Below are 24,472 nucleotides of genomic sequence, written 5' to 3'. Positions count from 1 at the left end.
TCTTTTAAGGATACGGGTTCTTTTGGTTCGGTTCCGTAAGGTTCGGCTTTCAGTGGATTGAATACCGGCCTTGAAAAGCATGTGATCTTGATTTGGTTGTCAGGAAAATAGCGGACTTTGCAGTTGTATTTAACTTCATAGTCCATTGCCGGGGACAAAATGCAATCATCTGATGTGATGACACTTTGTGGCACTTATCAAGTAGCGCCCCCTCCGGGGGCGGCGCCCCGGTTATGGATGCCGCCCCCAAAAGGCGGGCTAATCCAAAAGCTTTGCGGTAAACCGACCGTCACGGTTTACCACAAGGTCAAGTTGGGCCAATTCTCCGGCTTTGCGTTCCTTCGTGGAATAGATGCAGCCGACCGCGCCCGTGCTGTCAGCGCAGTAAACCTTCCACATAATCCGGTCAGGTTCTCCGTCTTTGCCCTTGAAAGTCGTCTGTTGTACGCTTAAAATGGTTGTCTCATACATGGTTGTGTTCCTCCTGTTATCTGGTTTGTGTTTGCGTTTGGGCTTTCCCGGCAAATGAAACACCCGCTCTCACAAAATAAGCCTCGGGATAAATCCTCTGTTTCCCGGAATCGTCTGTGCAGTACAAATACGGCGTGCGGCCGTAGTAAGCGATGCTGCCTTCATAAAGGCGGCCTGCTGTCAACCGGTTGCGCTTGTTGCGTGAACATATGTATAAACCCACAAATGACACACCTCCTGCTTGCTTGATAATGGCGGGACTGCCCGGCGCAGCTGTCATCTTCTGTCCAGGCTTCATCTAAAATCTTGCGCCGGGCCATACTCCAAAAGCTCTCTGCCGCAATTAGGGCAGTGTTTCGGGTAATAAACCGCTACTGTAGACCACCGTTTACCGAATAAAAATTCAAATAAAAGTCTTACAGGCTTACCGTCCCCTGATGCAAGCTGAATGCGGAACGGCTTCTCACATTTTCCAACTGAAAAATATGAAAGGTCGTTATCTTCCGTCAGTTCGTCATCTACTCGTGCGTTATTACACATGCGGCACGGACACTTTTCCGCCATTGTTGTACCCCCCTCGTCTTAGTGTTTTTCCGGCGCGGATACCATTTTTAACAAAAGTTTTGTGCTTAATCGCGCGCCAGAGGTAAATAAAAAATTGCGAAAGGCCGCGCTTTTTGTCGCGCTTTCCTTTCGCATTTAATATTACATTTTTCAAGCTTGGAAATTTTGTTGGATAACCCTTGACGAATGCGCGGATGACTGCTATAATTTACTAGTTAGCCAGCCGGCCTGTCCGGAGGGCGCAAACATCCTTGCCCTGTCCGCAGAGGCAGGGCCTAAAGTCCAAAAGGAGGTGTTCAAATGGCACAGCTTACAGCAAATTACGAAACAGTCATGGTGCTCAGCATGAAGAACGGTGAGGAGGGCGTCAACACGCTCGTTGAAAAGTTCAATACGCTTATCACCGACAACGCCGAAATCACCAAGGTTGATACGTGGGGCCAGCGCGCGCTTGCGTATCCGATGAACGATGAAACAGTCGGTTACTATGTGGTAATCAACTTCACGTCCAAACCTGATTTCCCGGCTGAACTCGACCGTATTTACAAGATTACCGACGGCGTCCTGCGTTCTCTGATCGTTGCGAAGGAACCGGAGGAGGAGAAGCCGGCGCCCGTTGCGGCGGACGAGCAGGCTCCCGCCGCCCAGGAATAAGACAAAGGAAGGTGCGCCGTGATGCTGAATAGAGCGATTCTCATGGGCCGCCTTGTTGCCGACCCGGAGCTGCGCCAGACGCCGAACGGCGTTTCGGTGACCTCGTTTCGGATTGCTGTCGACCGGAATTTTAATTCCAAAGGCGGCGAGCGGCAGGCTGATTTTCTTGATATTGTCGCTTGGAGGCAGACCGCAGAGTTTGTCACACGGTACTTTACAAAGGGTCGTATGATTGCGCTCGAGGGTTCCATCCAAACGCGTAGTTATGAGGACAAGAATGGAAATAAACGCACAGCGGTTGAAATTGTCGCCGATAATGTCTATTTCGCTGACAGCAAGCCCGCCGGCGGTGCTTCTGCGCAGCCATTTTCTCCGCCGGCGCCGATTCAGGCGCCAGCGGAACCGTCTGTTTCCTATGCCAGCGGTGACATGGGTGATTTTTCTGAGATTTCGTCTGATTCGGATGATCTGCCGTTCTAACAGGCGCCCATTTGCTTGTTCCGATTTGTTTTACATGTTTATAAGGAGGTTTGAACCATGGCTTATGAGAGATCCGAAAGGGATAGCCGCGGCCCGCGCGGAAACCGGAAAGGCAGGAAAAAGGTCTGCGCTTTCTGTGTCGACAAGCTCGGCCCGATTGATTATAAGGATGTGCCTCGCCTGAGAAGGTATCTGAGCGAGCGTGCGAAGATTGTTCCCCGCCGCGTAACAGGTACTTGTGCGCGCCATCAGCGTCAATTGACGCTTGCAATCAAGCGTGCGCGCCATATCGGTCTGCTGCCTTATATCAGCGATTAATTAAAATCAAAAAGCGCGCCGCCCCTATTGGGCGGCGCGCTTTTTGATTTTATTGAAAAAGATATTGCGCATCTGCTGAACACAGGTGCGGCTTGCCGGTGTAGCTGCGGGACTAGTTGCACCAGTCGTACCAATCAGTCCCTGCGGTCCGGTAGCGCCTGTAATCCCTTGCAGACCTGTGCGGCCGTTTTTATTAGGAAAATAGGAAATCGGTTAAGCCAACCGGACAACATTCAGGCTAGCTCCCGTACCTCCCTGTAAAACAGCAGCCCCCAAAAGACCGAATAGTTGCAATTGCAACGTATCGCCGGCTGCGAGATTTACTATCTGCATATTATCAAAGCGGTTGGTAGCCGCGATAGGGGACACCACAGAACCGGACAAGGGCGCACCATTTAGCAGAATTCTGGAAGACAGGAGAAGAGCCGCTGTAAGGCTGACGGAATAGCTCACGAGATAGGTTCCTGTGGCAGGGACGGTAAACACGGTGTTTCCGCCAGTTGCAGTAAAACTGTCCAAAAGCTGATCATCAGGCAGCGCAATGTCGGTTCCTCCCAATACCACCGCAATGGTAGCGCCGCTGGTGTTCAGCGCGCTCATGCTGTTGGAGGTTACGTTGACGCCTGTTGGTCCGGTTGCACCTGTCGCGCCAGTTGCGCCAATCAACCCCTGCGGTCCGATAGCGCCGGTCGGTCCCGTGGGTCCCTGCGGCCCAGTCGGACCAGCGATACCCTGAGCACCGGCAGCGCCGTCGGCCCCAGTGGCGCCAGTCGCGCCGGTCGGTCCCGTGGGCCCCTGCGGCCCGGTCGGACCGGCGATACCCTGAGCGCCGGCAGCGCCGTCGGCCCCAGTCGCGCCGGTCGGTCCCGTGGGCCCCTGCGGCCCAGTCGGACCGGCGATACCCTGAGCGCCGTCGGCCCCAGTGGCGCCAGTCGCGCCGGTCGGTCCCGTGGGTCCCTGCGGCCCGGTCGGACCAGCGATACCCTGAGCGCCGGCAGCGCCGTCGGCCCCAGTCGCGCCGGTGGGTCCCGTGGGCCCCTGCGGCCCAGTCGGCCCAGTGATACCCTGAGCACCGGCAACGCCATCGGCCCCAGTCGCGCCGGTCGGTCCCGTGGGTCCCTGCGGCCCGGTCGGACCAGCGATACCCTGAGCGCCGTCGGCCCCAGTGGCGCCAGTCGCGCCGGTGGGTCCCGTGGGCCCCTGCGGCCCAGTTGGCCCAGCGATACCCTGAGCGCCAGCGGCGCCGGCGGCCCCGGTAGCTCCAGTCGGTCCTGTGGACCCCTGCGGCCCGGTCGGACCTGTGGGACCAACAATGCCCTGTGGTCCGGCTGAACCGATCGGCCCCTGCGGGCCAGTGGCGCCAGTAGCGCCGGTCGCGCCTGGGACGCCGGTTGGCCCAGTTGGTCCGGTCACACCGGTTGAACCAGTCGCTCCTGACGGACCTGTCGGACCTGTTGATCCCGTTGAACCAGTGGGTCCAGTCGGCCCTGTGAATCCCTGCGGTCCGGCGGCGCCAATCGGTCCCTGTGGTCCGGTGGCTCCAGTTACGCCAGGAATTCCTTGTGGACCTTGCGGTCCAGTTGGGCCGGGCGCTCCCTGTGGTCCGGTCGCGCCGGTTGGCCCCACGACGCCCTGTGGTCCCTGCGGTCCAACAAAGCCCTGCGGGCCTGCCGCGCCAATTGGGCCTTGCGGCCCTGTTACACCGGTCGGGCCAGTCGCACCGGTCGGCCCCTGCAAACCGATAAGCCCCTGTGGGCCTTGCGGTCCGGTTACGCCAGTTGCGCCGGTTGGACCAGTCGGTCCAGTCATACCGGTTGCGCCGGTTGCGCCAGGCGCGCCGATCGGGCCTTGCGGTCCGGTTCCGCCGACGGGTCCTTGCGGTCCCTGCGGGCCGACAGGTCCGGGCAGTCCCATAGGTCCTTGAGGACCCTCAGGCCCGGTTGGTCCTGTCGCGCCAGTCATGGTCGCGCTGCCAGGAATACCCTGCGGTCCCGTTGGTCCCGTGGCTCCTGGAAAGCCCTGTGGCCCCATTGGACCAACAGGACCTTGCGGTCCCATTGGTCCGATCGGTCCCTGTGGACCTGTGGCTCCGGTCGGACCGACTGGTCCGGGCGGGCCGGGACATGGGGGCGGACAAGGCGGCGGGCAAGGCGTAGGACAGGACTGGCCGGCGTTTGTCATAAAGTTCATGCCGGTGAATCTATTCATAAATAGAATACCTCCTAATCAGGATGATGGGAAATCCCCCACAACAAAATATGCACGGGATTGTAAAACTGTTCCGAAAAGAGATATACAAATAAAAAAGAGGCAGGACGCAGTGTCCTACCTCGACAGGCTGTATAGAATGCTATCTGCACAACGATGCAGATCGTATTCTGAGTGGATATCAACGGAACGCCGTCCGATGAGATCCTGCACATAGCTTGGCAGCGATGTATAGTACTGATGTGCCTGGCCGTTTTTTTTGAGCAGAACGGCTAACCCTCCGGCTGCCGGTTTCTGGTTATTCATGGAAGCTTCACCTCACACAAAGTATTGCCTGACTTGATGTAATTTAAACAGTTCCTTAAGAAAATTGTAAGGATTTTGTCGAATAGATGGTAAGAACTGCTGTATATAATCAGATCAACGCGAAGCGGGGCGTAATTTGTGCTATACTGGGGTTGCACAACACGGCTATATCGTGAATTTCCAGATGGGGGAATGGGATCATGGAGGAAAAGTTGAGTGTGCTGGTGGTGGATGATGACCGTGAAATTGTCGAATCAATCGCAATTTATTTGAGCCGGGAAAACCTGACGATCTATAAGGCCTACGATGGGCTGCAGGCGCTTGATATCGTCGCGGACCATACAATCCATTTGATTCTGATGGATATTATGATGCCGAAGATGGACGGGATTAAAGCGATGTTGAAGCTGCGTGAGCGCAATAATATCCCTATCATTCTTGTATCGGCCAAAGGCGAGGACGCGGACAAGGTGTTTGGCCTGGAGTTTGGTGCGGACGATTACATCACAAAGCCATTCAATCCCCTGGAGCTGATTGCACGGGTCAAAAGCCAGTTACGGCGCTATGTAACGCTTGGCACGGCGCGCGACCGCGGCGGGCCTGCGGAAACGATCGTCTGCGGCGGTCTGACGCTTGATGTACAGCAGAAACGATTGGAGGTCGATGGTGAAGAGGTCAAGCTAACCCCGATCGAATACAAGATCACCGAGCTTTTAATGCGCCATCCGGGGAGAGTGTTTCCGATCGATGAGATCTATGAACGCGTCTGGAACGAACCAAGCTTTGCGCCTGAAAATACGGTGGCGGTTCATATACGCCGTATCCGTGAGAAAATCGAGATCAATCCAAAGGAACCAAAATATTTAAAGGTGGTGTGGGGCATTGGCTACAAAATTGAAAAAATCTAGGCCGGGAACAGCGTTCGTCCTGTTTGCACTGTCGCTGACAATTGTGGTTGCGGCCATGGCCGGAGGGCTGTATCTGTGGGCGGCCGGCGTGATCGCGCTTGATTATAAAGAGACGCCGCGCTACCAGCAGGCAGTCAACAGAATGATTGCAGACGCTTATGCAATTGCCGAAAACGGCCCGGATGGAGACGCAGGGCTTACGCTGCGCAATGATTTAAACGTTGATTACTTTATAGAAGGAAGATCCTTCCGGCTTTGGTCGGATACTGTTTCCGATGCAACGGCCAAGGCGATGTATGAGCGGGTAAACAGCAATATGGATGCCGCAGGTTATGCGCACGTGATCTATGCCGCGGATGGCGTTATCACGCAGCAAATGCAGACATCGCGCGGCCAAGGCTCCAACGCGGCCGCTTATCAATGGCCGGGGTCGGAGCAGCAGAATTCCTTCTGTTTGGCAATACGGCCTGAAAGCGGGCTTGTGAATTACGGCCTGATCTATGACGCCTATTATCAATGGTATTATGCGTCCATGCTCCTTGCGGCTGGGGCGGCGGTTGTCGCTGTCGCGCTGATTATTCTGCTGTGCACGCTGGTGCGCCGCCGCACGCTCGCCGAGGCGCATCGCAGCATTGCGGCCGCGCTTGGCCATATCTGGATGGAGCCAAAGCTGATGCTGCTGCTGGGATCGCTGACGTTTGGCGCCTGGACGGCGGTGGATACATTCGCGTTCCGCGAAATTGGGACGCTCCCCGGGCTAGCCGTCATTCTTGCTTGCTTCTGGTGCGCCTGGCTGCTGCTCACAGATCTGTCTGTCAATGGGATACAGGCGTTCTTTTCCAACAACAGCTTTATGTCGGCCGCGCGTTTTCTGCGCGGGCTGGAGAGCAGACATGATTTTTTGGCGCGAATGAAACGGCGGCTGATCCTGCTTCTGGCTGCGGAATGTGTGCTTGCGGTTCCGGCCGGCTTTCTGACGGCCTGGATCTTGTTGGACTGGATCGAGGAAATCTGGATTGCGGTTGTTCTGGTGCTGGCCGCGTTGGGGCTGTTTCTGCTGTTTAGCTATGTGCGGGAGTATAACCGGAATATGGACGACTTTGGACGTGTGGTCGATTATGTGGAACAGATGCGCAGCGGCAGCCTGTGCGAGCCTCTTTGTGTAAACGGCGATTTTGCAGGGCTTGCAGCAGATCTCAACGATATCATGGATGGAGTCAACCGCGCTGTCGAGGAGCAGATGCGCAGCGAACGTATGAAGATTGAGCTTGTCACAAACGTATCGCACGACTTAAAGACGCCGCTGACCTCGATCATCAATTATGTCGACCTGCTTGGACGCGAACAGCTCAGCCCCGATTTTGCCAATGATTACGTCCAAATCATCGATCAGAAGGCGAAGCGGTTAAAAAACCTTGTACAGGATCTCTTTGAAATCTCCAAGGCGAACAGTGGGGCGATCGATGCGCATCCGGAACAGATTGACGTGGTGTCGCTTGTCGATCAGACGATCGCGGAGATGGATGCACGTACCAGCGGCATTGAAATCAAGCCGCAGTTTGCAGCTGCGCGTCTGTTTGTGTGGGCCGATGGAAAGATGCTGCATCGTGTGTTTGAAAACCTGCTTGGCAACGCGCTGAAATATTCCATGTCCGGCACGCGTGTTTATGTATCTGTTCGCCGGGATAGGGATTCGGCGGAAGTCTCCTTTAAAAATATCGCCAACTATGAGATGACCTTCTCGGCCGACGATATCGTCGAGCGATTCCAGCGCGGCGACGCATCACGCACGGGAGAGGGGAGCGGCCTGGGATTGGCGATCGCCAAAAGCTTCACGGAGTTAAGCGGCGGAACGCTGCGTATCGAGCTTGACGGCGACCTGTTTAAAGCGATCGTCACGCTGCCGCTCTGTGCTCAGGATATGCCGGAAGCATTGGAAGCCATACAAATACAACAGGAAGCATATGAACCGCAGAATGACGGGCCGCCCTGCGGATTGCCAGACGATCCGCAGGAGCAGCTGTCTCAGGAAAAAGCGCCGGTTACCACCGTTGATAGCGTAGAAAACGAGTAAGCATGTGGAAAAGAGAGGCGCGCGGCGGGGTATATACCCCGCCGCGCGTCAGCGTTATTTTTCTGTAACAGGCTTGGCCTTTTCCTTTGTACGTTTCGCGCCGCCCTGCAATTCCGGGACGGGCGGTACGGTGTTTTTCTGCTTCGGCCCAACCTCCGGGCGTTTCATACCCTGCTTTGCCATCGGTGATACCACCTTGCACGCGGAGCGTGCGCTCCGTTTACTGACCGGTCCGCCATCGCGGTCCGGCGCGGTTATCATTCCCTGAAAACAGCGCGTCATTCAGCCGGAGTGCAAAATGCCCCGTCACATGTCCAAATCACCGCAGCGTTCGCGCAAAAGGCGGATTTCAGCCGCATAACCGGGCAATTCATTCGGCGTTTCAAGGCAGATGGGCAAACCTTTGAGCGCTGGGTGGCACACAACGCGCACAAGCGCTTCAACACCGATCGTCCCTTCGCCGAGGCGGGCATGGCGGTCCTTGCGGCTGCCGCACGGGTTCATGCTGTCGTTCAGATGGACGGCGCGCAGACGCGACAGCCCGATTATACGGTCGAACTCCGTAAGCACGCCGTCAAGATCGTTCACAATATCATAGCCGGCGTCCGATACATGGCAGGTGTCAAGACAGACGCCCATCCGTTCGGAGATCGTGACGCGGTCGAGAATGGCGCGCAGCTCCTCAAAGCGGCTGCCGACCTCGCTGCCCTTTCCGGCCATCGTTTCCAAAAGGACGGTTGTGCGCTGGCCGGGGCGCAGTACGCTGTTAAGCATGTCTGCGATTTGGACGATGCCTGAATCAACACCTTGTCCGGTATGGCTGCCGGGATGAAAATTATAGAGGTTTCCGGGCAAATGCTCCATCCGCTCCAGATCGTCCGCGATCATATCACGGGCAAGCTCCCGCAGATGCGGGTCTGACGAACAGGCGTTGAGTGTGTACGGCGCATGGGCGACGATTGTGCCAAAGGCGTTTACATCCATCAGCTCCAAAAGCGCGCGCACATCGTCCAAATCGAGCGCCTTGGCGCGCGCGCCGCGCGGATTTCGGGTGAAAAACTGAAAGGTATTCGCCCCGATGGAGAGTGCGTCCTTGCCCATATGTGCATAGCCCTTGGCGGCGGACAGGTGACAACCGATATACATAAACAACCTCCTGACCATCATTCATTCAAAAAAGCAGCGCCGGTTTGCCCGCGGCGCCAGAGAAGCGCGGCCCTTTCCATTTGCCTGACAAATTGGTCTTTGCCGTCGCAATACCGGTCGATGCTGTTGGGATACTGCGCGGCCAGCCGGCTTTTCAGCGCGCCGTATTCATACGCCTTTTTTGGATGCGCGCGCAAATAGTCACGGAATGCAAGGTGCCGCTCGATTTCCCGTACATTACTTTTTTCAAAGATGTGAAGCTGATGCGTGCGCCGGTCACCGCCTTTGCGGAAATAGCGGCGTCCTGGTATTCCAAATTCACCCATCGCTTCGTACCCGACAGCCGAAAACGCGTCGGTTTGGCTGTCGACAGCGGATAGATCAGATACCACAGGAAGCATATCAATGATCGGTTTGGCACACAGCCCTAAAACCGCTGTGCTGCCGATATGGTGGATGCAGTCCAGATTCGGACCGATAATTTGACTGATCAAAGCGGCTTCCTCATTGAACAGACGTTCCCAAGCTGGGTCATAAGGGACGACATGGATACGTTGCGGCATGGCAATTCCTCCAACCATGACAGGGGGGCGCTTCCAGTTTCTGATATAATGGCGTCCCCCATAGACCGGCATACTTCAAAAGGCGGCTGCCGCGCAAACGGCGAGCCGCTGAGCATAACTGGTATAATTGGCCATCGGGGCGGCAACGGGCCGCGCCGGCGAATCGCCCAGGCCATAAGGCGTATAATAACCACTTTATGGTTATTATACTATACAACGTCTTTTCCATAAATGCAAAATTGAAGGATTTTTGATTTTTTCAGTAATTGAATATTAAACAGGTGGAACGATTCGGAAAAAATATGAAAGAATTACAAAAACACCGTTCCCAAAACGGACGATCTATGTTAAAATAAATGCAGAGCGGTTATTATACGCCTTATGGCCAGTGCGATACGCGGGCGCGGCCCGCTACCGCCCTAATGGCCAATTTTATCATGCCGCGCTGCGGGCATGATAAAATAATTGTGCCACACCTTCAGCATAGGTTCAATCGTTTGACGTATAGGGGAGATGTGCTTGCGAGCCTTTTTATCCGACAGTCCAGAAAAGCTCCAGAGCGCGCGGATTGCCGCTGCGCTCGTGGTGTTCGCTATGTCGCTGATTGTATTCGGTTTCTTTTGGGATACACCTGCCGGAATTGTGGGCGGTATCTGGCGGATTATCCGTTCGCAGGCCGGCTTGATCACTGACTCGATTGCAATCGGAGGCATGGGCGCTGCGTTTGTCAATTCAGGGCTTGTAATGTTGATCTGTATTGGGCTTCTGTGCCTATTGCGTATGCACTTCACCGGAATTAGCATCGCTTGTCTTTTTCTGATGGCGGGTTTTTCGTTGTTTGGCAAAGATATATGGAATATTTTCCCGATTATTTTTGGCGGGTTTCTTTATGCAAGGTTCCGACAGGAACCGTTCGGGCGCTATATTTACATATCGCTGTTTGGCACTGCGCTTTCTCCGGTGGTGACGGAGATTGTCAACGTAGGCGGCGAAAACGCTGCGGCGTGGTATATGGTCGGCGTGGGAATCGGCGTGGGAATCGGCTTTATCCTTCCGGCTGTAGCGTCGTTTACATTGCGTGTCCATCAGGGGTACAATCTCTATAATGTTGGCTTTACAGCGGGCTTGATCGGCATGGTGCTCGCCTCCTTTTTTAAATCGTTCGGCCATGTTTTTGAGACGCGTCTTGAATGGAGCGAGGGCAATAACCTGCCGCTGGCGGCTTTTTTGTTCTGCCTGTTCGGGGTGATGGGCGCGGCCGGCTTTCTTTGGAATGGACACAGCCCGCGGGGATTTTTGCGCATTATGCGCCATTCCGGACGCTTGGTGGCCGACTTTGTGCTGCACGATGGCTTTCCGGTCACGATGATGAATATGGCCTGTGTCGGAGCGGCTGCGACAGCATATGTGCTGTTTGTTGGAGGAGAGCTGAACGGCCCGACGATCGGAGGAATTTTTACAATCTGCGGGTTTGGCGCGTTCGGTAAGCATCTGAAAAACATTGCGCCTGTTATTCTGGGTGTCATTGTCAGTTCTATTTTTACGGTATGGACGCTTGACGAGCCCAACACATTGCTTGCTGCATTGTTTGCAACAGGCCTGGCGCCGATCGCGGGGCAGTTCGGCTGGGGCTGGGGGATGCTGGCGGGAGCGGTCCACGCTTCCGTTGTACTTAACACGGGATTTTTGCACGGAGGGCTGAATCTTTACAATAACGGGTTTTCTGCGGGGCTCGTATGCATTGTCCTCGTGCCGCTTATTGAGTCGCTTCGCAAGGAAACATGAGCCGTGAAAGCGGTAAAAAGGAGGGGATCGGCATGAATGCCACTGCAAGGAAAATGACAAAAGTGATCGACGAGCTGATCGTTTTTTTTATCAGCGCCGGCTCAGGCGGTGTGCGTATAGATTTGGAAAAACAGCAGGACGGTTACGAACTGTCGCTTGAGAGCAATTATGATCCGGCGCAGCGCAAGAAAATTGACGATTTGGACCGCTTTTTCAATAATGCGCAGCGCAATGAGGGGCTGGAGGAATTTTTCTGGCAGCTTGCGGGTGTAAGCGGCCTTGGGCAGGATACAGAACTGCATCTGATTGGGCAGATGGTGGAATGCAGAAAGCTTGAAATTAAGGATGACAGCGTTTCGTTGGTGCTCTATAAGGCCAGAGAATGAGCATAGATGTGGATAATTTACAAAGGAAAAAACTGGACAGGCACAATATTTGTACAAACTATAAATTTCGTCTGAAATCTTTGTTAAAAAGATAGCAATTATAAAATTTTTATCGTATAATAAAAACCGAAGGGTTTGTCCGCTGCTGAAAAGCGCATGGCGGCAGAAGCCGCTGTGTGGAATCTCTTTATGCTTTTTATTGTTAACCAATAAAAATATAATATCGGAGGCGTAAACATGTCAAGAGAAGTTGTATTAGCTGGTGCCTGCCGCACCGCAATCGGCAAGTTCGGCGGTTCGCTCGCCAATGTCCCTGTCGAGCAGCTCGGCGCAATTGTCATCAAAGAGGCGCTCAACCGCGCGGGAGTTAAACCCGAGCAGGTCGAAGAGGTCTTTATGGGCTGCGTTTTGCAGGCTGCCCAGGGACAGAACGTCGCGCGCCAGTCCGCGCTTCACGCGGGCATTCCGGTCGAGGTTCCGGCCACGACCCTCAATAACCTCTGCGGTTCCGGTTTGAAGTGTGTCAATCTTGCGGCATCTCTGATTGCCAGCGGTGAGGCCGACATCATTGTCGCAGGCGGTATGGAGAATATGTCCGGCGCGCCGTATGCGCTTCCGCAGGGCCGTTATGGTTACCGCATGGGCAACGGTACGTTTGTTGATACGATGATCAACGATGCGTTGACCGATGCGTTCCACAACTATCACATGGGCATCACTGCTGAAAACGTCGCCGAGAAATACGGCATCACCCGCGAAATGCAGGATGAGTTTGCCGCCAGCAGCCAGCAGAAATGCGAAGCCGCTCAGAAGGCCGGCAAGTTCAAGGATGAGATCGTTCCCGTTCCGATCAAGGTCAAAAAGGACACGGTCATGTTCGACACGGACGAGTTCCCACGCGCCGGCGTTGTCGCTGAGAGCTTGGCCAAGCTCAAACCCGCCTTTAAGAAAGACGGCACTGTGACCGCCGCGAACGCTTCCGGTATCAACGACGGCGCCGCTGCGATCGTTGTTATGAGCGCCGAGAAAGCGAAAGAGCTTGGCGTGAAACCGCTGGCGAAGTTTGTTGCTGGCGCTTCCGCTGGTGTCGATCCGTCCGTCATGGGTATTGGACCTGCTTTCTCGACCCGTAAAGTGTTTGAAAAGACAGGATATACAATCAATGATATGGATCTGATTGAGGCCAATGAGGCGTTCGCCGCGCAGTCGCTCGGCGTAGGCATTGAGCTTGGCTGGGATGCGTCCAAGGTCAACGTCAATGGCGGCGCGATCGCGCTCGGCCATCCGGTTGGCGCTTCCGGCTGCCGTATCCTAGTCACACTGCTTTACGAGATGAAGCGCCGCAATGCCAAGCTCGGCCTGGCGACGCTGTGCGTCGGCGGCGGCATGGGCGTTTCCGAAATCGTCGAAAACATCCAGTGATTTAAAATACCGAACGGACGAAGGCTTCCGGATTTCCGGGGGCCTTGGTCTGTCTGAAAGCGTTCATCCCGTGCATGTTTGGCAGGGATAGGCGCAAATATGAAGGAGGCGGCAAACTTGAGTTTTGTCACTTATGAGCAGAAGGGTTTTGTCGGCGTCATTACGATCGACCGTCCCAAGGCGCTCAATGCGCTCAACAGCGAGGTTCTGGCAGATCTGGAGAAAGTGATTGATGCGATCTCCGTCGATGAAACGCGCTGCGTTGTTTTGACCGGCGCGGGTGAGAAATCATTTGTGGCAGGCGCGGATATCGGCGAGATGAGCGGCCTGAGCAAGGCCGAAGGCAAAGCGTTCGGCAAAAAGGGCAACGATATCTTCCGCAAGATTGAAACGCTGCCGGTACCTGTTATCGCGGCGGTCAACGGATTTGCGCTTGGCGGCGGCTGCGAGCTGTCCATGAGCTGCGATATCCGTATCGCCTCGGAAAACGCAGTATTCGCGCAGCCGGAGGTTTCACTCGGCATTACGGCCGGCTTCGGCGGCACGCAGCGTCTGGCCCGCATCATCGGCGTGGGCAAGGCAAAAGAACTGCTTTACACGACCAACAAGATCAAAGCGCCCGAGGCGCTTGCGCTTGGACTTGTCAACGCCGTCTATCCGGCTGACCAGTTGATGGATGAAGCGATGAAGCTGGCTGAAAAGATTGCGCGCAACGCGCCGATCGCGGTCCGCGCGACAAAGAAAGCGATCAACGACGGCTTGCAGGTCGATATGGACAAGGCGATTGAGGTCGAGGAGGAGCTGTTTGGAAGCTGTTTCGAGTCGCAGGATCAGCGCAATGCGATGACCGCGTTCGTTGAAAAGCGCAAGCCCGACCCGTTTGAGAACAAGTAAGTCACAGCTTTTTATTGCGGATGCAATTAAAAATAGATGGAGGTTACATAGCTATGAAAGTTGGAGTCATCGGCGCCGGCACCATGGGTTCCGGTATTGCACAGGCGTTCGCCGTAACGGACGGCTACGAGGTCGTCCTGTGCGACATCACCGAGGAATTTGCTGCGGGCGGTAAAAAGAAGATTGAGAAATCTTTGTCCAAGCAGGTTGCCAAAGGCCGCATGGAGCAGGCAAAAATGGACGAGGTTCTTGCAAAGATCACCACAGGACTCAACGACAAGGTTGCCGACTGTGATCTCGTTGTCGAGGCTGCGCTTGAGAAGATGGACCTGAAAAAGGAACTGTTCGGCAAGCTCCAGACAATCTGCAAAAAGGATGCGATTTTCGCTTCCAATACATCTTCTCTTTCCCTGACCGAGATGTCGCAGGGCTTGGACCGTGCGATCGTCGGTATGCACTTTTTCAATCCTGCGCCTGTCATGAAGCTTGTTGAAGTGACTTCGGGCGCGCATACTACACCGGAAACGGTCGCTAAGATCATCGAGATCACAAAGGAGATCGGCAAGGTCCCTGTTGAGGTTAACGAGGCTCCAGGCTTTGTTGTCAACAAGATCCTTGTTCCGATGATCAACGAAGCGATCGGCATCTATGCCGACGGCGTCGCTTCTGTTGAAGGTATCGACACCGCCATGAAGCTCGGCGCGAACCACCCGATGGGACCGCTGGCGCTTGGTGATCTGATCGGCCTTGACGTTTGTCTGGCGATCATGGATGTTTTGCTGGCTGAGACGGGCGATCCGAAGTACCGCGCGCATCCGTTGCTTCGCAAAATGGTCCGCGGCGGGCTGCTCGGCATGAAGACCGGCAAGGGCTTCTACGATTACAGCAAAAAGTAAGAGACAGGATCACACGGGTGCGGCGCATCCGGCTTATAGGACCGCGCGGGGCCTTTGCCCGGCGCGGTCTGCCCCGCGCCAGGGGGTTTTTCTTCCCCGGCGCAAGAGCGTTTAAAGATGAACTTAGGAGGAACTTGCATGGACTTTGTATTGAGCAAAGAGCAGGAAATGGCAAGACAGCTGTTCCGTGACTTCGCTGAAAAAGAAGTGAAGCCCCTGGCCCAGGAGGTCGATGAGGAGGAGCGTTTCCCGGCTGAGACGGTCGCTAAGATGCAGAAATTCGGTTTCATGGGTATTCCGTTCCCGAAGGATATGGGAGGCCAAGGCTGCGATTCTCTGACCTATGCGATCTGCGTGGAGGAGCTTTCCCGCGTCTGCGCCACCACAGGCGTTATTGTTTCAGCGCACACGTCGCTTGGCTGCGATCCGATTAAGAAATTCGGTACCCCGGAGCAGATTAAAAAGTATCTTGTTCCGATGGCACAGGGCAAGCTGCTTGGCGCGTTTGGTTTGACGGAGCCGAACGCCGGTACAGACGCTTCCGGTCAGCAGACGAAGGCCGTCCTTGAAGGCGATCATTATGTGCTCAACGGTAGTAAAATCTTTATCACCAACGGCGGTAAGGCCGATGTTTATATCGTTTTTGCGATGACCGATAAATCGAAGGGCGTCAAGGGTATTTCCGCGTTCATCGTCGAGAAGGATTTCCCTGGTTTCTCCATTGGTAAGAAGGAGCTTAAAATGGGTATCCGCGGCTCCTCCACCTGCGAGCTGATCTTTGAGAACTGCATCGTTCCGAAAGAGAATCTGCTTGGCCAGGAGGGCAAGGGATTTGGAATCGCTATGACGACGCTCGACGGCGGCCGTGTCGGCATCGCCGCGCAGGCGCTCGGTATTGCGCAGGGCGCGTTTGACGAGACGGTTAAATATGTCAAGGAGCGCAAGCAGTTCGGCCGCTCGATTTCCGCGTTCCAGAACACACAGTTCCAGCTGGCCGATCTCAAGACGAAGATCGAAGCGGCGCGTCTGCTTGTTTACAGCGCAGCCGTCGCCAAGGATACAAAGAAACGCTTCTCCACCGATGCCGCCATGGCCAAGCTGTTTGCCGCGGAAGTGGCGATGGAAGTCACCACAAAATGCGTGCAGCTCTTTGGCGGATACGGTTACACAAGGGATTATCCCGTCGAGCGCATGATGCGCGACGCGAAAATTACGGAGATCTACGAGGGCACCAGCGAGGTCCAGCGTATGGTTATTTCCGGCGGGTTTCTGAAGTAGAAGGGAGTTGCAAGTCTTGAAAATTATCGTCTGCATTAAGCAGGTACCTGATACCAACGAGGTCAAGCTCGATCCGGTAACCGGTACCCTGATCCGCGAAGGTGTTCCGAGCATCATCAACCCTGACGACAAGGCCGGTCTTGAGGCCGCGCTTGCGCTGAAAGATCAGTACGGCGCGCATGTCACGATCGTCTCCATGGGTCCGCCACAGGCTGATCTTGCTCTGCGCGAGGCGCTTGCGATGGGTGCTGACGAGGCTATTCTCGTCACTGACCGTGCGTTCGGCGGCGCCGATACATGGGCCACGTCCTCCACGATTGCCTCCGCGATCGAGAATCTGGAATATGATCTCATCATCACCGGCCGTCAGGCCATCGACGGCGATACAGCTCAGGTCGGTCCGCAGATCGCCGAGCATCTGGGACTGCCGAACATCAGCTATGCCGAGGATCTCAAGATTGAAGGCGACAGCGTTGTTGTTAAGCGCCAGTATGAGGATCGCTATCACATCGTCAAATGTAAGATGCCCTGCCTGATCACCGCCCTCAGCGAGATGAATCAGCCGCGTTATATGACGCCGGGCGGTATTTTTGACGCATACCGCGAGAAGGAAGTCAAGGTTTGGACGCGCCCGGACCTGAAGGTCGACGACAGCAACATCGGACTCAAGGGTTCGCCGACACGCGTGTTCAAATCGTTCACGAAGCCCGTCAAGGGCAAGGGCACCGTTGTGACCCTCGACCCGCAGGAATCGGCCAACTGGCTGGTCGACAGGCTTCATGAAAAATTCATTCTGTAATGGAAAGTGGTGAACGAAATGGCTGTATCTGATTACAAAGGCGTGTTTATTTTCGCGCAGCAGGTTGACAATAAAATCACCGGCGTTTCCTACGAGCTGATCGGCAAGGGCAAGGCGCTCGCCGCTGATCTCGGCACGGAGGTCACAGCCGTTCTGCTCGGCCATCAGGTCGGGGATTTGACGAAGAAGCTGGCCAAATACGGCGCAGACCGTGTGATCGTCGTTGACGATCCGGCTCTGGAGACGTATATGACTGAGCCGTATGCGTATGCGATGACTGAGGTCATCAAAGCGCACAAGCCGGAGGTTGTGCTCTATGGCGCAACAGCCATCGGCCGCGATATGGCTCCGCGTGTTTCCGCGCGCGTACATACCGGTCTGACAGCCGACTGCACCGGCCTTGAGATCGATCCGGAGACAAAGAATCTTCAGATGACCCGTCCGGCGTTCGGCGGCAACATCATGGCGACGATCCTGTGCCCTGAGCACCGCCCGCAGATGGCGACGGTACGTCCGGGCGTGATGCAGCGCATCAGCCCGATCGAAGGTGCGGAATGCAAGGTTGAAAACTTTGAGCTGAAAGACATCGCCGCACATAAAAATGTCGAAATCGTCGAGGTGATCAAGAAGGTCAGCGAGAAGATGGACATTCAAGATGCGAAAGTGCTTGTTTCCGGCGGTCGCGGCGTCGGCTGCCCAGAAAACTTTAAGATGCTCGAAGAACTGGCCGAGGCGCTCGGTGGAACCATTTCTTCCTCTCGCGCCTGTGTCGACGCAGGTTGGGTGGAAAAGGATCGTCAGGTCGGCCAGACCGGCAAGACCGTCCGTCCGAATCTTTATATTGCCTGTGGCATCTCCGGCGCGATTCAACATTTGGCTGGCATGGAGGAATCGGATATCATTATTGCGATCAATAAGGACCCGGCTGCTCCGATTTTTGAGGTCGCTGATTACGGTGTTGTCGGCGATGTCTGCAAGATTCTGCCCCTCTTTACCGAGGAGGTCAAGAAAGCCCGCGCTTCCAAGAATGCCTGAAGCTTTTGTAGAGCAAGTGTACTGTTGAAAAGAGCGTGCAATCCATTCGGATTGCACGCTCTTTTTCAGAACGGTGTTGATTGTAGCAATGCAAATTTAAAATTCTGCGAAAATCGTGGTAGCGTAAGCGTAAATGAAGCCGTCTTTCTCCATACAATAAATTCCGACACCCACATGTGTAAAATTGGGCCGCACCATATTTTCATAATGATCCGGGCTGTTATACCAGCGATCGAACCAAAACTGTGCGTCATAGGCGCTGTTTAGATTAGGATCGTTGTAAGCGGTGGTACAAAGGTTTTCGCCAGCTGCGATGAATTTAATTGGCACATCCTGTGTAATTACAGTACTCCATTCATCACCATTTGGGCGCTGATGTGCGAACGTCCCGCTTTCATAAAGTTCTTTGCTGCGAATACGTGCGGACGTTTTCAGGTCCGGATCGGAGGTAAGCGGGCTGAACCCCTGATTTATGCGCTCCTCGTTGATAAGCGCCAACACCTGGTCCTCGACTTTGCTTAAAAAATTGGTGCTGGAAATAGTCGCTTTTGGTTTTAAGACAGGTTCCTCAATCGTATCAGCCGGCTGTGTATCCGCCGGCTGAGCAGGCGCCGTATCTTTTTGGGGCGCGCTTGCTTCCTGGGCGGATGGCATCTGCGTTACAGGCGTCTCCTGAACGGCAGGCTGCTGTTCTGCTTGAGCCGAAATTTGCTCGTCAGAGTCCGGCGATACCACCACTGGTTCGGCTGGCGCCTCCTCCTGGACGGCAGTCCGCTGAGCTGGGAGAGCTTGCGCCAAACGAATCAAAGCATCAGTCACGCTCTGATCCATTTTGGAGATATCAGCGGATGTATTCATAATCATGCTGTACAATTGGGCGCGCGCAGCTTGGGTATCTTCCTGCGCGGATGCACCGCTGGATTCGTCTGGAGCTGTTGGCGAGGCCAGGGAGGAGACGGCGGAGACAGACGACGGTTCCGGCTTTTCCTGTAATGCAGAACAGCCGGAAAAAAGAACCAACAATGCCAATATATATGCATATTTCTTCATAGGGAAACTCCTTCCAAAACCTTAAAATGCCGGAAGAATACAGCATTTTAGGGTGAAACAAATATTGAACATATTTATATTAACATAAATTGCGGGGCGGTACAATGAACGCATCGTTAATTTTTCCAAACCTTGTATAGATGAAAAAGATACCGCCCAAAAACAGAAAAATAAAATCACATATTTCATGCAAAAGAGAAACATTGAGGCGGGAAAGAAAATCAAAAAGTTGGCTTTTTCAAAACGGTCTCCCGTTTCAAAAAAATTACGCACCAGAGATGCAAAATCCACCTTTTACAGATGGAGTAAACTCGCTATCCGCCTATCCCCAAAGTGACCGGAAAAGTCTGGCAGCTCTGGGGGCTTTTGTTTTCCCACCACTGTTACATTTGCTTCATTTGCACTCTGGTTCTTTGGTGGTGTTGGTAATAGCTTTCTCAATGCCTTTCGGCTATACTTGCCTTGCAATCAGCGGAAAGGAGAACAGCAGTATGGAGCAAAAAAAGAACCTATGCGCTCAGATACCACTCAGCCTCCACGACCGAGTAACGGAGGCCAGAGAGGAATCGGGCCTGACCACCGCGCAGTACATCACCAATCTGTTACTCGAATACTATGAAATGAAAGAAAATGGAGGAAATGCAGCTATGACGAATGGCAAGAATCGAACCCTGGCCTTCCAAATCGATGAAGAACTTTTTCAGCGGATCAAGGCGCACCTGGAGCGAGAGAGCGCCCGCCTGGGCCGGAAGGTCACCCAGCGGGAGTTCGTCCTGAACGCAATCATCGGAGTGCTGAACATGAGTGAGCCGATGGACGTGGACGAGGCCGGTGTCAGCCCCTGTGAGGCCGGGTCGGAGGACGGCAGCGCCCAGCCCCAGGAGGAGGACACCCCCGCCGCGTTGAGCGCGTAGTGGGCCGTGTGAGGCGGCGACAACCAAACAGCAGATGAGAGGCCCCCAGAGCATCCCAAGACCGGGATGCTCTGGGGGCCTCTTTTCGTTTTCGCCAAAGGAGGTGACTACTACGAGACGAACCCCAAACCCAGAGGATTTCTGGAAATTCACGGACGAAGAGATGGAGACCGCCAAGGGGACAGACCTGCCGGACCTGCTGGAACACTTGGGCTACACCGTCCGCCGCCTGGGCAGCCGGTATCACACCACCAGGGAGATGGACAGCCTCCGCATCAAGGACCGCCGGACCTGGAAGCGCTACTCCAACGGCACGGGCGGGGACGCCATCACGTTTTTGCAGGAGTTCTGCGGCAAGGATTTCCGGGAGGCGGTGAACTACCTGCTGGAGTTCAATGGAGGCCGCGCCAGGGACTCCCCCATCCCCCACCCCAAGCCTGTCCAGAAGAAGGAAAAACCTGTCTTCACCCTGCCCATCGCCCATGCAGATCAGCGGCGAGTGTTTGCCTATCTTCAAAAGAGAGGCATCTCCGCCCAGGTCATCCGGGGCTTCATCGACTCCGGCCTGCTCTATGAGGACAGCCTGCACCACAACTGCGTGTTCGTGGGCCGGGAGGTCAGCGGTAAGCCGGTGTTCGCCAGCAAGCGCGGCACCTATGACCTGAACGGCTCCGGTTTCAAGGGTGATGCGGTAGGCAGCGACAAGAACGTGGCCTTCCGCCTCCCCTGCGACCCGGCCCTGGATTGGGTGGCGGTGTTCGAGGCTCCCATCGACCTGATGAGCTTCTGTACCCTGCACCGGCAGGTGCGGAGCAACGCCGTGGCTCTGTGCGGCCTGTACCAAGGCCCGCTGGACACCTACCTGCGGGAGAATCCACACCTGAAGCGGATCGTTCTGTGCTTGGATGCGGACGGGCCAGGGAGGGAAGCCACAGAGAAGTTCCAAGCGGAGTACGCAGAAAAAGGCTACACCGTATCCGTCCGCGCCCCTGCCCAAGGCAAGGATTGGAACGAGTGCCTGCTACAGCGAGGCCGGACCAGAGAAAGGGGGAAATAGGGCTCCCACGGCAGCCCAGCGAAGCGGGTGCCGTGGGAAAAGGAGGAGCAGCGAAGTGAGCGAGTCCTGCCGCTTGCGGCGGGACGAGGGATACGGAGCTTGCGACGACGCAGTCAGGCCGCTGCCAGATAATTCATCATCCAGGCTAAAAAATACGAAAAAACGGAGGAAAATACCATGAAACGCATTTTCACCATCCTGTGCGCCCTTGCCCTCGTCATGGCCGGAAGCGCCACCGCCCTGGCCGCAGAGGACACGGGCCAGAGCGCCAGCTACTACCCCATTTCCGTGGAGGAATACACCTACGGCGACTTTGACGAGCTGCGGATCAACAAGACCTATCAGCTCTCGCTGGCAGACGATCCCAGCCTCATCCCCACCGAGGACTTCATCCGCAACGGGCGGCGCTACTATCTGCTGGACATGACCCGGAAGGACGAGGTGGGGGTGGACATCCAGACCCACACCGAGACCATCACCCAGGCCAGCGATACCAATAATCTGGAGACTATCCTCCAGCGGCTGGATGCGGAGATGGAGGTGACCACAGAGGACGGCTATGTGGGCATCCTGCGGCTGGACCACACCAGCGTCCAGGTGACCACGGACGGCTACGCCACCAAGACCAGCACCCTCTCCGCCAGCCGCAGCTATCCCAACCTGTCCGAAGCGGATACCTCCCTCATCCCCAAGAGCATCGAGGACAAGGGCAAGACCCTGACCTTGGGGGATGTGAAGTGGAGCGAGACCGCCGATGTGGACGGCGAGGGCAACCCTGTCACCCGGTACACCGCCACCGCCAGCTATACCGGGACCGCCAGCAGCCGGTACGCTACCGGCTACACCGTCAGCGCCAGCTACACCGGCGAGGTGTCCAAGGCCAACTGTGCCGTGGTCACCTACACCGCCATCTTCGGCAGCGAAAAGGCCCCGGAGGAGTCCAAAGCCCCTGACGGCGATGAACAGCACGACTCTGACCCCGGCCAGACGGAGACCCCGGACACCGCCAAAGAGCCTGTGGATTTGTCCGGCCTGAAACGCCCTGTGATGATTGGCGTGGTGGTTTTGGCCTTGGGCGCTGGAGGTGTGTTCGCTTACAAAAAATTCCGTGAGAGGAGATGATCGATTGAAATTGCGAAGTTTTCTGCTGGCCATGATGCTGTGCGCCCTGTGCGTCACCCAGGCCAGCGCCCTGGAGTACACCTTTGACGCCCCGGAGGACTACCTCTTCGGCCAGCCCACCAGCGATGACACCATCTACGAGTGGGAGAACCCCAATGTGGACCGGAGCAAGAACACCGCCCTGACCGCCCCCGGCTTCGGGACTCCCACCAGCTACCTCCCCGGCAGCGGCGAGTACCTTACCCCCAACCTCGTCCCCGGCGCACTATCCGGCGGCTTGGTGAATCAGGTGGGCAGTGCCAACATCAACGGAGGGACGGCGGGCAGTTCCGTCATCCCCGGCCAGTACCCCTCGGTGAGCGGCAATGTCACCATGACCCAGATCCCCGGCGGCAACCCCACCGACATCGCCCAGGGCAATACCACGGGCGGCTACACCGAGGTGACAGACGATCTCTACTACAGCAACGGCAGCCTGGGGACGCTAAAGATCCCCGCCATCAACCTGACCGTCAAGGTCTACCAGGGTACGGACAGCGCCGCGCTGAAGAAGGGCGCAGGCCACTTCGCCAACACCAGCATCTGGGATGGCAACGTCTGCTTCGCCGGACATAACCGAGGGGTGAACAATCACTTCGGAAAGATTCATACTCTGGAGGCTGGCGACACCATCACCCTGACCACCCTGCTGGGGACCCGGACCTATTCCGTTGCCAGCGTGGAGAAGGTTAGCGTGAACGACTCCAGCGGCACCGCCCCCACCACCGACAACCGGGTGACGCTCTATACCTGCGTGATGGACCAGCCGGAGTACCGCTGGAAGGTCACGGCGGTGGAAGGATGAGCGTGGAATACCAGAGTGCCATAGAGGAATTGGCGCAGGTATTGGCCAACCGCTTTGCGCGGCTTGCGCGGGGCTGGGAGGCCAGTACGCCCGGTAAGCGGCAGGACGATTTGGAAAATATCCTTGCAGCCCGGAATGTAGCGGCTAAACTCCAGGATCTGGTTACGGAATCGGACGCTGTGGCCCTGCTGGCATTGGAGGACCCGCTGAAAGCTGTGGCGGATCAGTGGCTGAAATTGACGGGGCTGGATCGTCCCCAGGACGAGGCCCTCATCCGTTGTGTCAGAATCTTGTGCGGTGATACACCGCAGCGGGATAGCCAGCAGGCAGGAACAAAGAAAAAGCCACACCGCCGCAGTTCCATGACGAGATAATACGGCTAAAAACTGTCTGCGGATTGTGTTCGACTTTCCCCGCCTTCTGTGGTATGGTTCGGTTTGCAAAGCCCCACCATATTACGAAACGGAGGAATTGAGCATGAAAAACAGAAAAATCCTGTCCCTGCTGCTGGCTGGAACCATGACCGCGGCCCTGCTGGCTGTCCCCGCCCAGGCGGCAGACTTTCCTGACACAATTCGGGTAAGCAGCTACAAGGGCAGTACCCTGGAGGTGGGAGAGCGCAGCAGCCTCATCATCGGCCCCAGCGGTGAGGAGTACACCGTTACCTCCAGCGCCCCGGATATCGTGGCGGTGGAGCAGGTGCTGACCTTCTGGGTAGCTGTCGCCAAGTCGGAGGGAACCGCAGAGATTACCGCCGCCAACCGAGCCGGAGCGTCTGGAACCCTGACGCTCACAGTCGGCTCCGCCAATGCACCTGCCAGCCCAGACAGCGCAATCCAGCCGGACAACATGGAGATACGGCAGGAGCTGATTCGCCTGATCAACCAGACCCGCAAGGCCAACGGCGTGTCGGAGCTGCCGGTCAGCGAGGCCCTGATGACCGCCGCCCAAGCCTGCTCCGACCGGCGCTACACCTGGCATCACGCCGCAGAGGAGGGCCAAGCCGCCGCTGACGCCGGCTACCCCTACGGTTTCGGAGATAACCTCACCGTGTTCACCGGCACAGACGACGCCGCCCGGCGCGCCGTCGACAACTGGATCAACTCTCCCGGTCACTTCGAGACCATGATCGACTCAAGATGCGACTGCATCGGCGTGGGTGTGACCCAGTACGACGGCATCACCTACTGCTACATGTTCGTCGGAATCCCAAACAGCGTCAATTTTTATGCGTAAGCGAAAATAAAACCAAAACGGCCTTCCAGCGCAAGCTGGAGGGCCGTTTTCTGTCAAAAAGG

The 24,472-nt window shown here is 55.8% G+C and carries 27 protein-coding genes; 19 read left to right on the top strand and 8 right to left on the bottom strand.

The genetic code is table 11. The annotated features are described in order from the left end of the window. Nucleotides 1-258: 258 nt before the first annotated feature. Nucleotides 259-471: a hypothetical protein gene (locus FMM72_RS07170; protein ID WP_162220853.1), complete on the bottom strand. Its 213-nt coding sequence runs from the start codon at nt 469-471 to the stop codon at nt 259-261. Between the two features lie 294 nt (nt 472-765). Beyond that, a complete protein-coding gene (locus FMM72_RS07165) occupies nt 766-1,035 on the bottom strand; it encodes a hypothetical protein (RefSeq protein ID WP_162220999.1) in 270 nt (89 codons plus the stop codon). 300 nt (nt 1,036-1,335) lie between these two features. Here FMM72_RS07165 and rpsF point away from each other — a divergent pair, with 300 nt between their 5' ends. The 3 genes from rpsF to rpsR are packed head-to-tail and all read left to right on the top strand — an operon-like array spanning nt 1,336 to nt 2,487. Then, nucleotides 1,336-1,689 (top strand): 30S ribosomal protein S6, encoded by a 354-nt coding sequence (gene rpsF / locus FMM72_RS07160; protein WP_160210067.1) that lies wholly within the window; start codon nt 1,336-1,338, stop codon nt 1,687-1,689. 21 nt (nt 1,690-1,710) lie between these two features. Further along, nucleotides 1,711-2,169, top strand: a complete 459-nt coding sequence (locus FMM72_RS07155; RefSeq protein ID WP_160210122.1) for a single-stranded DNA-binding protein — start codon at nt 1,711-1,713, stop codon at nt 2,167-2,169. A gap of 57 nt (nt 2,170-2,226) precedes the next feature. Beyond that, a complete protein-coding gene (gene rpsR, locus FMM72_RS07150) occupies nt 2,227-2,487 on the top strand; it encodes a 30S ribosomal protein S18 (RefSeq protein ID WP_006877265.1) in 261 nt (86 codons plus the stop codon). Nucleotides 2,488-2,700: 213 nt separating this feature from the next. On the opposite strand, the gene FMM72_RS17385 is transcribed toward rpsR, so the two are convergent. After that, complete coding sequence (locus tag FMM72_RS17385) at nt 2,701-4,695, bottom strand: BclA C-terminal domain-containing protein (RefSeq protein ID WP_279285980.1); 1,995 nt, start codon at nt 4,693-4,695, stop codon at nt 2,701-2,703. 117 nt (nt 4,696-4,812) lie between these two features. Further along, nucleotides 4,813-5,001 carry a hypothetical protein gene (locus FMM72_RS07140; protein ID WP_160210658.1) on the bottom strand — a complete coding sequence of 63 codons (189 nt, stop codon included), beginning with the start codon at nt 4,999-5,001 and terminating at the stop codon, nt 4,813-4,815. A gap of 212 nt (nt 5,002-5,213) precedes the next feature. Between FMM72_RS07140 and FMM72_RS07135 the strand changes: the two genes are divergently transcribed. Next, nucleotides 5,214-5,909 (top strand): response regulator transcription factor, encoded by a 696-nt coding sequence (locus tag FMM72_RS07135; RefSeq protein WP_162221076.1) that lies wholly within the window; start codon nt 5,214-5,216, stop codon nt 5,907-5,909. After that, entirely contained in the window at nt 5,884-7,983 is a 2,100-nt protein-coding gene (locus FMM72_RS07130) for a sensor histidine kinase (RefSeq protein ID WP_162220998.1), read from the top strand. The genes FMM72_RS07135 and FMM72_RS07130 overlap by 26 nt, the downstream gene beginning before the upstream one ends. A gap of 54 nt (nt 7,984-8,037) precedes the next feature. On the opposite strand, the gene FMM72_RS17380 is transcribed toward FMM72_RS07130, so the two are convergent. The 3 genes from FMM72_RS17380 to FMM72_RS07120 all read right to left on the bottom strand — a co-directional run bounded on the left by FMM72_RS17380 (nt 8,038) and on the right by FMM72_RS07120 (nt 9,692). Then, entirely contained in the window at nt 8,038-8,166 is a 129-nt protein-coding gene (locus tag FMM72_RS17380) for a hypothetical protein (RefSeq protein ID WP_257432122.1), read from the bottom strand. Between the two features lie 123 nt (nt 8,167-8,289). Further along, entirely contained in the window at nt 8,290-9,129 is an 840-nt protein-coding gene (locus FMM72_RS07125; RefSeq protein ID WP_243157738.1) for a deoxyribonuclease IV, read from the bottom strand. 17 nt (nt 9,130-9,146) lie between these two features. After that, nucleotides 9,147-9,692, bottom strand: a complete 546-nt coding sequence (locus FMM72_RS07120; protein ID WP_162220996.1) for a GrpB family protein — start codon at nt 9,690-9,692, stop codon at nt 9,147-9,149. A gap of 513 nt (nt 9,693-10,205) precedes the next feature. On the opposite strand from FMM72_RS07120, the gene FMM72_RS07115 reads away from it, so the two are divergent. From FMM72_RS07115 to FMM72_RS07080, 8 genes are all read left to right on the top strand, one after another. Then, nucleotides 10,206-11,477 carry a DUF1576 domain-containing protein gene (locus tag FMM72_RS07115; protein ID WP_162220995.1) on the top strand — a complete coding sequence of 424 codons (1,272 nt, stop codon included), beginning with the start codon at nt 10,206-10,208 and terminating at the stop codon, nt 11,475-11,477. 32 nt (nt 11,478-11,509) lie between these two features. Continuing rightward, on the top strand, nt 11,510-11,863 hold the full coding sequence (locus FMM72_RS07110) for a hypothetical protein (protein ID WP_162220994.1): 354 nt from the start codon (nt 11,510-11,512) through the stop codon (nt 11,861-11,863). Nucleotides 11,864-12,100: 237 nt separating this feature from the next. After that, complete coding sequence (locus FMM72_RS07105) at nt 12,101-13,285, top strand: acetyl-CoA C-acetyltransferase (RefSeq protein WP_160210664.1); 1,185 nt, start codon at nt 12,101-12,103, stop codon at nt 13,283-13,285. Nucleotides 13,286-13,402: 117 nt separating this feature from the next. Then, nucleotides 13,403-14,179, top strand: coding sequence for an enoyl-CoA hydratase-related protein (locus FMM72_RS07100; protein ID WP_160210665.1), 777 nt, complete (start codon nt 13,403-13,405; stop codon nt 14,177-14,179). Between the two features lie 53 nt (nt 14,180-14,232). Continuing rightward, complete coding sequence (locus FMM72_RS07095; RefSeq protein WP_160210666.1) at nt 14,233-15,075, top strand: 3-hydroxyacyl-CoA dehydrogenase NAD-binding domain-containing protein; 843 nt, start codon at nt 14,233-14,235, stop codon at nt 15,073-15,075. A gap of 138 nt (nt 15,076-15,213) precedes the next feature. Next, nucleotides 15,214-16,353, top strand: coding sequence for an acyl-CoA dehydrogenase (locus tag FMM72_RS07090; RefSeq protein ID WP_162220993.1), 1,140 nt, complete (start codon nt 15,214-15,216; stop codon nt 16,351-16,353). 16 nt (nt 16,354-16,369) lie between these two features. Continuing rightward, the gene (locus FMM72_RS07085; RefSeq protein WP_160210668.1) at nt 16,370-17,152 is read left to right on the top strand and encodes an electron transfer flavoprotein subunit beta/FixA family protein; all 783 of its coding nucleotides are present in this window, start codon (nt 16,370-16,372) and stop codon (nt 17,150-17,152) included. 18 nt (nt 17,153-17,170) lie between these two features. Continuing rightward, on the top strand, nt 17,171-18,187 hold the full coding sequence (locus tag FMM72_RS07080) for an electron transfer flavoprotein subunit alpha/FixB family protein (RefSeq protein WP_160210669.1): 1,017 nt from the start codon (nt 17,171-17,173) through the stop codon (nt 18,185-18,187). 96 nt (nt 18,188-18,283) lie between these two features. On the opposite strand, the gene FMM72_RS07075 is transcribed toward FMM72_RS07080, so the two are convergent. Then, nucleotides 18,284-19,237, bottom strand: a complete 954-nt coding sequence (locus FMM72_RS07075) for a CAP domain-containing protein (protein ID WP_162220992.1) — start codon at nt 19,235-19,237, stop codon at nt 18,284-18,286. 440 nt (nt 19,238-19,677) lie between these two features. Between FMM72_RS07075 and FMM72_RS16965 the strand changes: the two genes are divergently transcribed. From FMM72_RS16965 to FMM72_RS07045, 6 genes are all read left to right on the top strand, one after another. Further along, complete coding sequence (locus FMM72_RS16965) at nt 19,678-20,151, top strand: translation initiation factor 2 (protein WP_180322894.1); 474 nt, start codon at nt 19,678-19,680, stop codon at nt 20,149-20,151. Between the two features lie 163 nt (nt 20,152-20,314). Further along, nucleotides 20,315-21,208, top strand: a complete 894-nt coding sequence (locus tag FMM72_RS07065; protein ID WP_162220991.1) for a toprim domain-containing protein — start codon at nt 20,315-20,317, stop codon at nt 21,206-21,208. Nucleotides 21,209-21,385: 177 nt separating this feature from the next. Then, complete coding sequence (locus tag FMM72_RS07060; RefSeq protein ID WP_162220990.1) at nt 21,386-22,330, top strand: hypothetical protein; 945 nt, start codon at nt 21,386-21,388, stop codon at nt 22,328-22,330. 34 nt (nt 22,331-22,364) lie between these two features. Beyond that, a complete protein-coding gene (locus FMM72_RS07055; protein WP_162221075.1) occupies nt 22,365-23,174 on the top strand; it encodes a sortase in 810 nt (269 codons plus the stop codon). Then, the gene (locus tag FMM72_RS07050; protein ID WP_162220989.1) at nt 23,171-23,548 is read left to right on the top strand and encodes a hypothetical protein; all 378 of its coding nucleotides are present in this window, start codon (nt 23,171-23,173) and stop codon (nt 23,546-23,548) included. The genes FMM72_RS07055 and FMM72_RS07050 overlap by 4 nt, the downstream gene beginning before the upstream one ends. Nucleotides 23,549-23,651: 103 nt before the next feature. Further along, nucleotides 23,652-24,410 carry a CAP domain-containing protein gene (locus tag FMM72_RS07045; RefSeq protein WP_162220988.1) on the top strand — a complete coding sequence of 253 codons (759 nt, stop codon included), beginning with the start codon at nt 23,652-23,654 and terminating at the stop codon, nt 24,408-24,410. Nucleotides 24,411-24,472 lie beyond the last annotated feature (62 nt).

This window comes from Anaerotruncus colihominis, from assembly GCF_010206195.1.
Taxonomy (GTDB): domain Bacteria; phylum Bacillota; class Clostridia; order Oscillospirales; family Ruminococcaceae; genus Anaerotruncus; species Anaerotruncus colihominis_A.
This window is presented reverse-complemented; position numbering and strand designations above follow the sequence as displayed.

Coding starts and splice junctions, on each gene's coding strand:
- FMM72_RS07170 (WP_162220853.1), bottom strand. CDS start 471: ATGTATGAGACAACCATTTTAAGCGTACAACAGACGACTTTCAAGGGC.
- FMM72_RS07165 (WP_162220999.1), bottom strand. CDS start 1,035: ATGGCGGAAAAGTGTCCGTGCCGCATGTGTAATAACGCACGAGTAGAT.
- rpsF (WP_160210067.1), top strand. CDS start 1,336: ATGGCACAGCTTACAGCAAATTACGAAACAGTCATGGTGCTCAGCATG.
- FMM72_RS07155 (WP_160210122.1), top strand. CDS start 1,711: ATGCTGAATAGAGCGATTCTCATGGGCCGCCTTGTTGCCGACCCGGAG.
- rpsR (WP_006877265.1), top strand. CDS start 2,227: ATGGCTTATGAGAGATCCGAAAGGGATAGCCGCGGCCCGCGCGGAAAC.
- FMM72_RS17385 (WP_279285980.1), bottom strand. CDS start 4,695: ATGAATAGATTCACCGGCATGAACTTTATGACAAACGCCGGCCAGTCC.
- FMM72_RS07140 (WP_160210658.1), bottom strand. CDS start 5,001: ATGAATAACCAGAAACCGGCAGCCGGAGGGTTAGCCGTTCTGCTCAAA.
- FMM72_RS17380 (WP_257432122.1), bottom strand. CDS start 8,166: ATGGCAAAGCAGGGTATGAAACGCCCGGAGGTTGGGCCGAAGCAGAAA.
- FMM72_RS07125 (WP_243157738.1), bottom strand. CDS start 9,129: ATGTATATCGGTTGTCACCTGTCCGCCGCCAAGGGCTATGCACATATG.
- FMM72_RS07120 (WP_162220996.1), bottom strand. CDS start 9,692: ATGCCGCAACGTATCCATGTCGTCCCTTATGACCCAGCTTGGGAACGT.
- FMM72_RS07115 (WP_162220995.1), top strand. CDS start 10,206: ATGTGCTTGCGAGCCTTTTTATCCGACAGTCCAGAAAAGCTCCAGAGC.
- FMM72_RS07110 (WP_162220994.1), top strand. CDS start 11,510: ATGAATGCCACTGCAAGGAAAATGACAAAAGTGATCGACGAGCTGATC.
- FMM72_RS07105 (WP_160210664.1), top strand. CDS start 12,101: ATGTCAAGAGAAGTTGTATTAGCTGGTGCCTGCCGCACCGCAATCGGC.
- FMM72_RS07095 (WP_160210666.1), top strand. CDS start 14,233: ATGAAAGTTGGAGTCATCGGCGCCGGCACCATGGGTTCCGGTATTGCA.
- FMM72_RS07090 (WP_162220993.1), top strand. CDS start 15,214: ATGGACTTTGTATTGAGCAAAGAGCAGGAAATGGCAAGACAGCTGTTC.
- FMM72_RS07080 (WP_160210669.1), top strand. CDS start 17,171: ATGGCTGTATCTGATTACAAAGGCGTGTTTATTTTCGCGCAGCAGGTT.
- FMM72_RS07075 (WP_162220992.1), bottom strand. CDS start 19,237: ATGAAGAAATATGCATATATATTGGCATTGTTGGTTCTTTTTTCCGGC.
- FMM72_RS16965 (WP_180322894.1), top strand. CDS start 19,678: ATGCCTTTCGGCTATACTTGCCTTGCAATCAGCGGAAAGGAGAACAGC.
- FMM72_RS07065 (WP_162220991.1), top strand. CDS start 20,315: ATGGAGACCGCCAAGGGGACAGACCTGCCGGACCTGCTGGAACACTTG.
- FMM72_RS07060 (WP_162220990.1), top strand. CDS start 21,386: ATGAAACGCATTTTCACCATCCTGTGCGCCCTTGCCCTCGTCATGGCC.
- FMM72_RS07055 (WP_162221075.1), top strand. CDS start 22,365: ATGCTGTGCGCCCTGTGCGTCACCCAGGCCAGCGCCCTGGAGTACACC.
- FMM72_RS07050 (WP_162220989.1), top strand. CDS start 23,171: ATGAGCGTGGAATACCAGAGTGCCATAGAGGAATTGGCGCAGGTATTG.
- FMM72_RS07045 (WP_162220988.1), top strand. CDS start 23,652: ATGAAAAACAGAAAAATCCTGTCCCTGCTGCTGGCTGGAACCATGACC.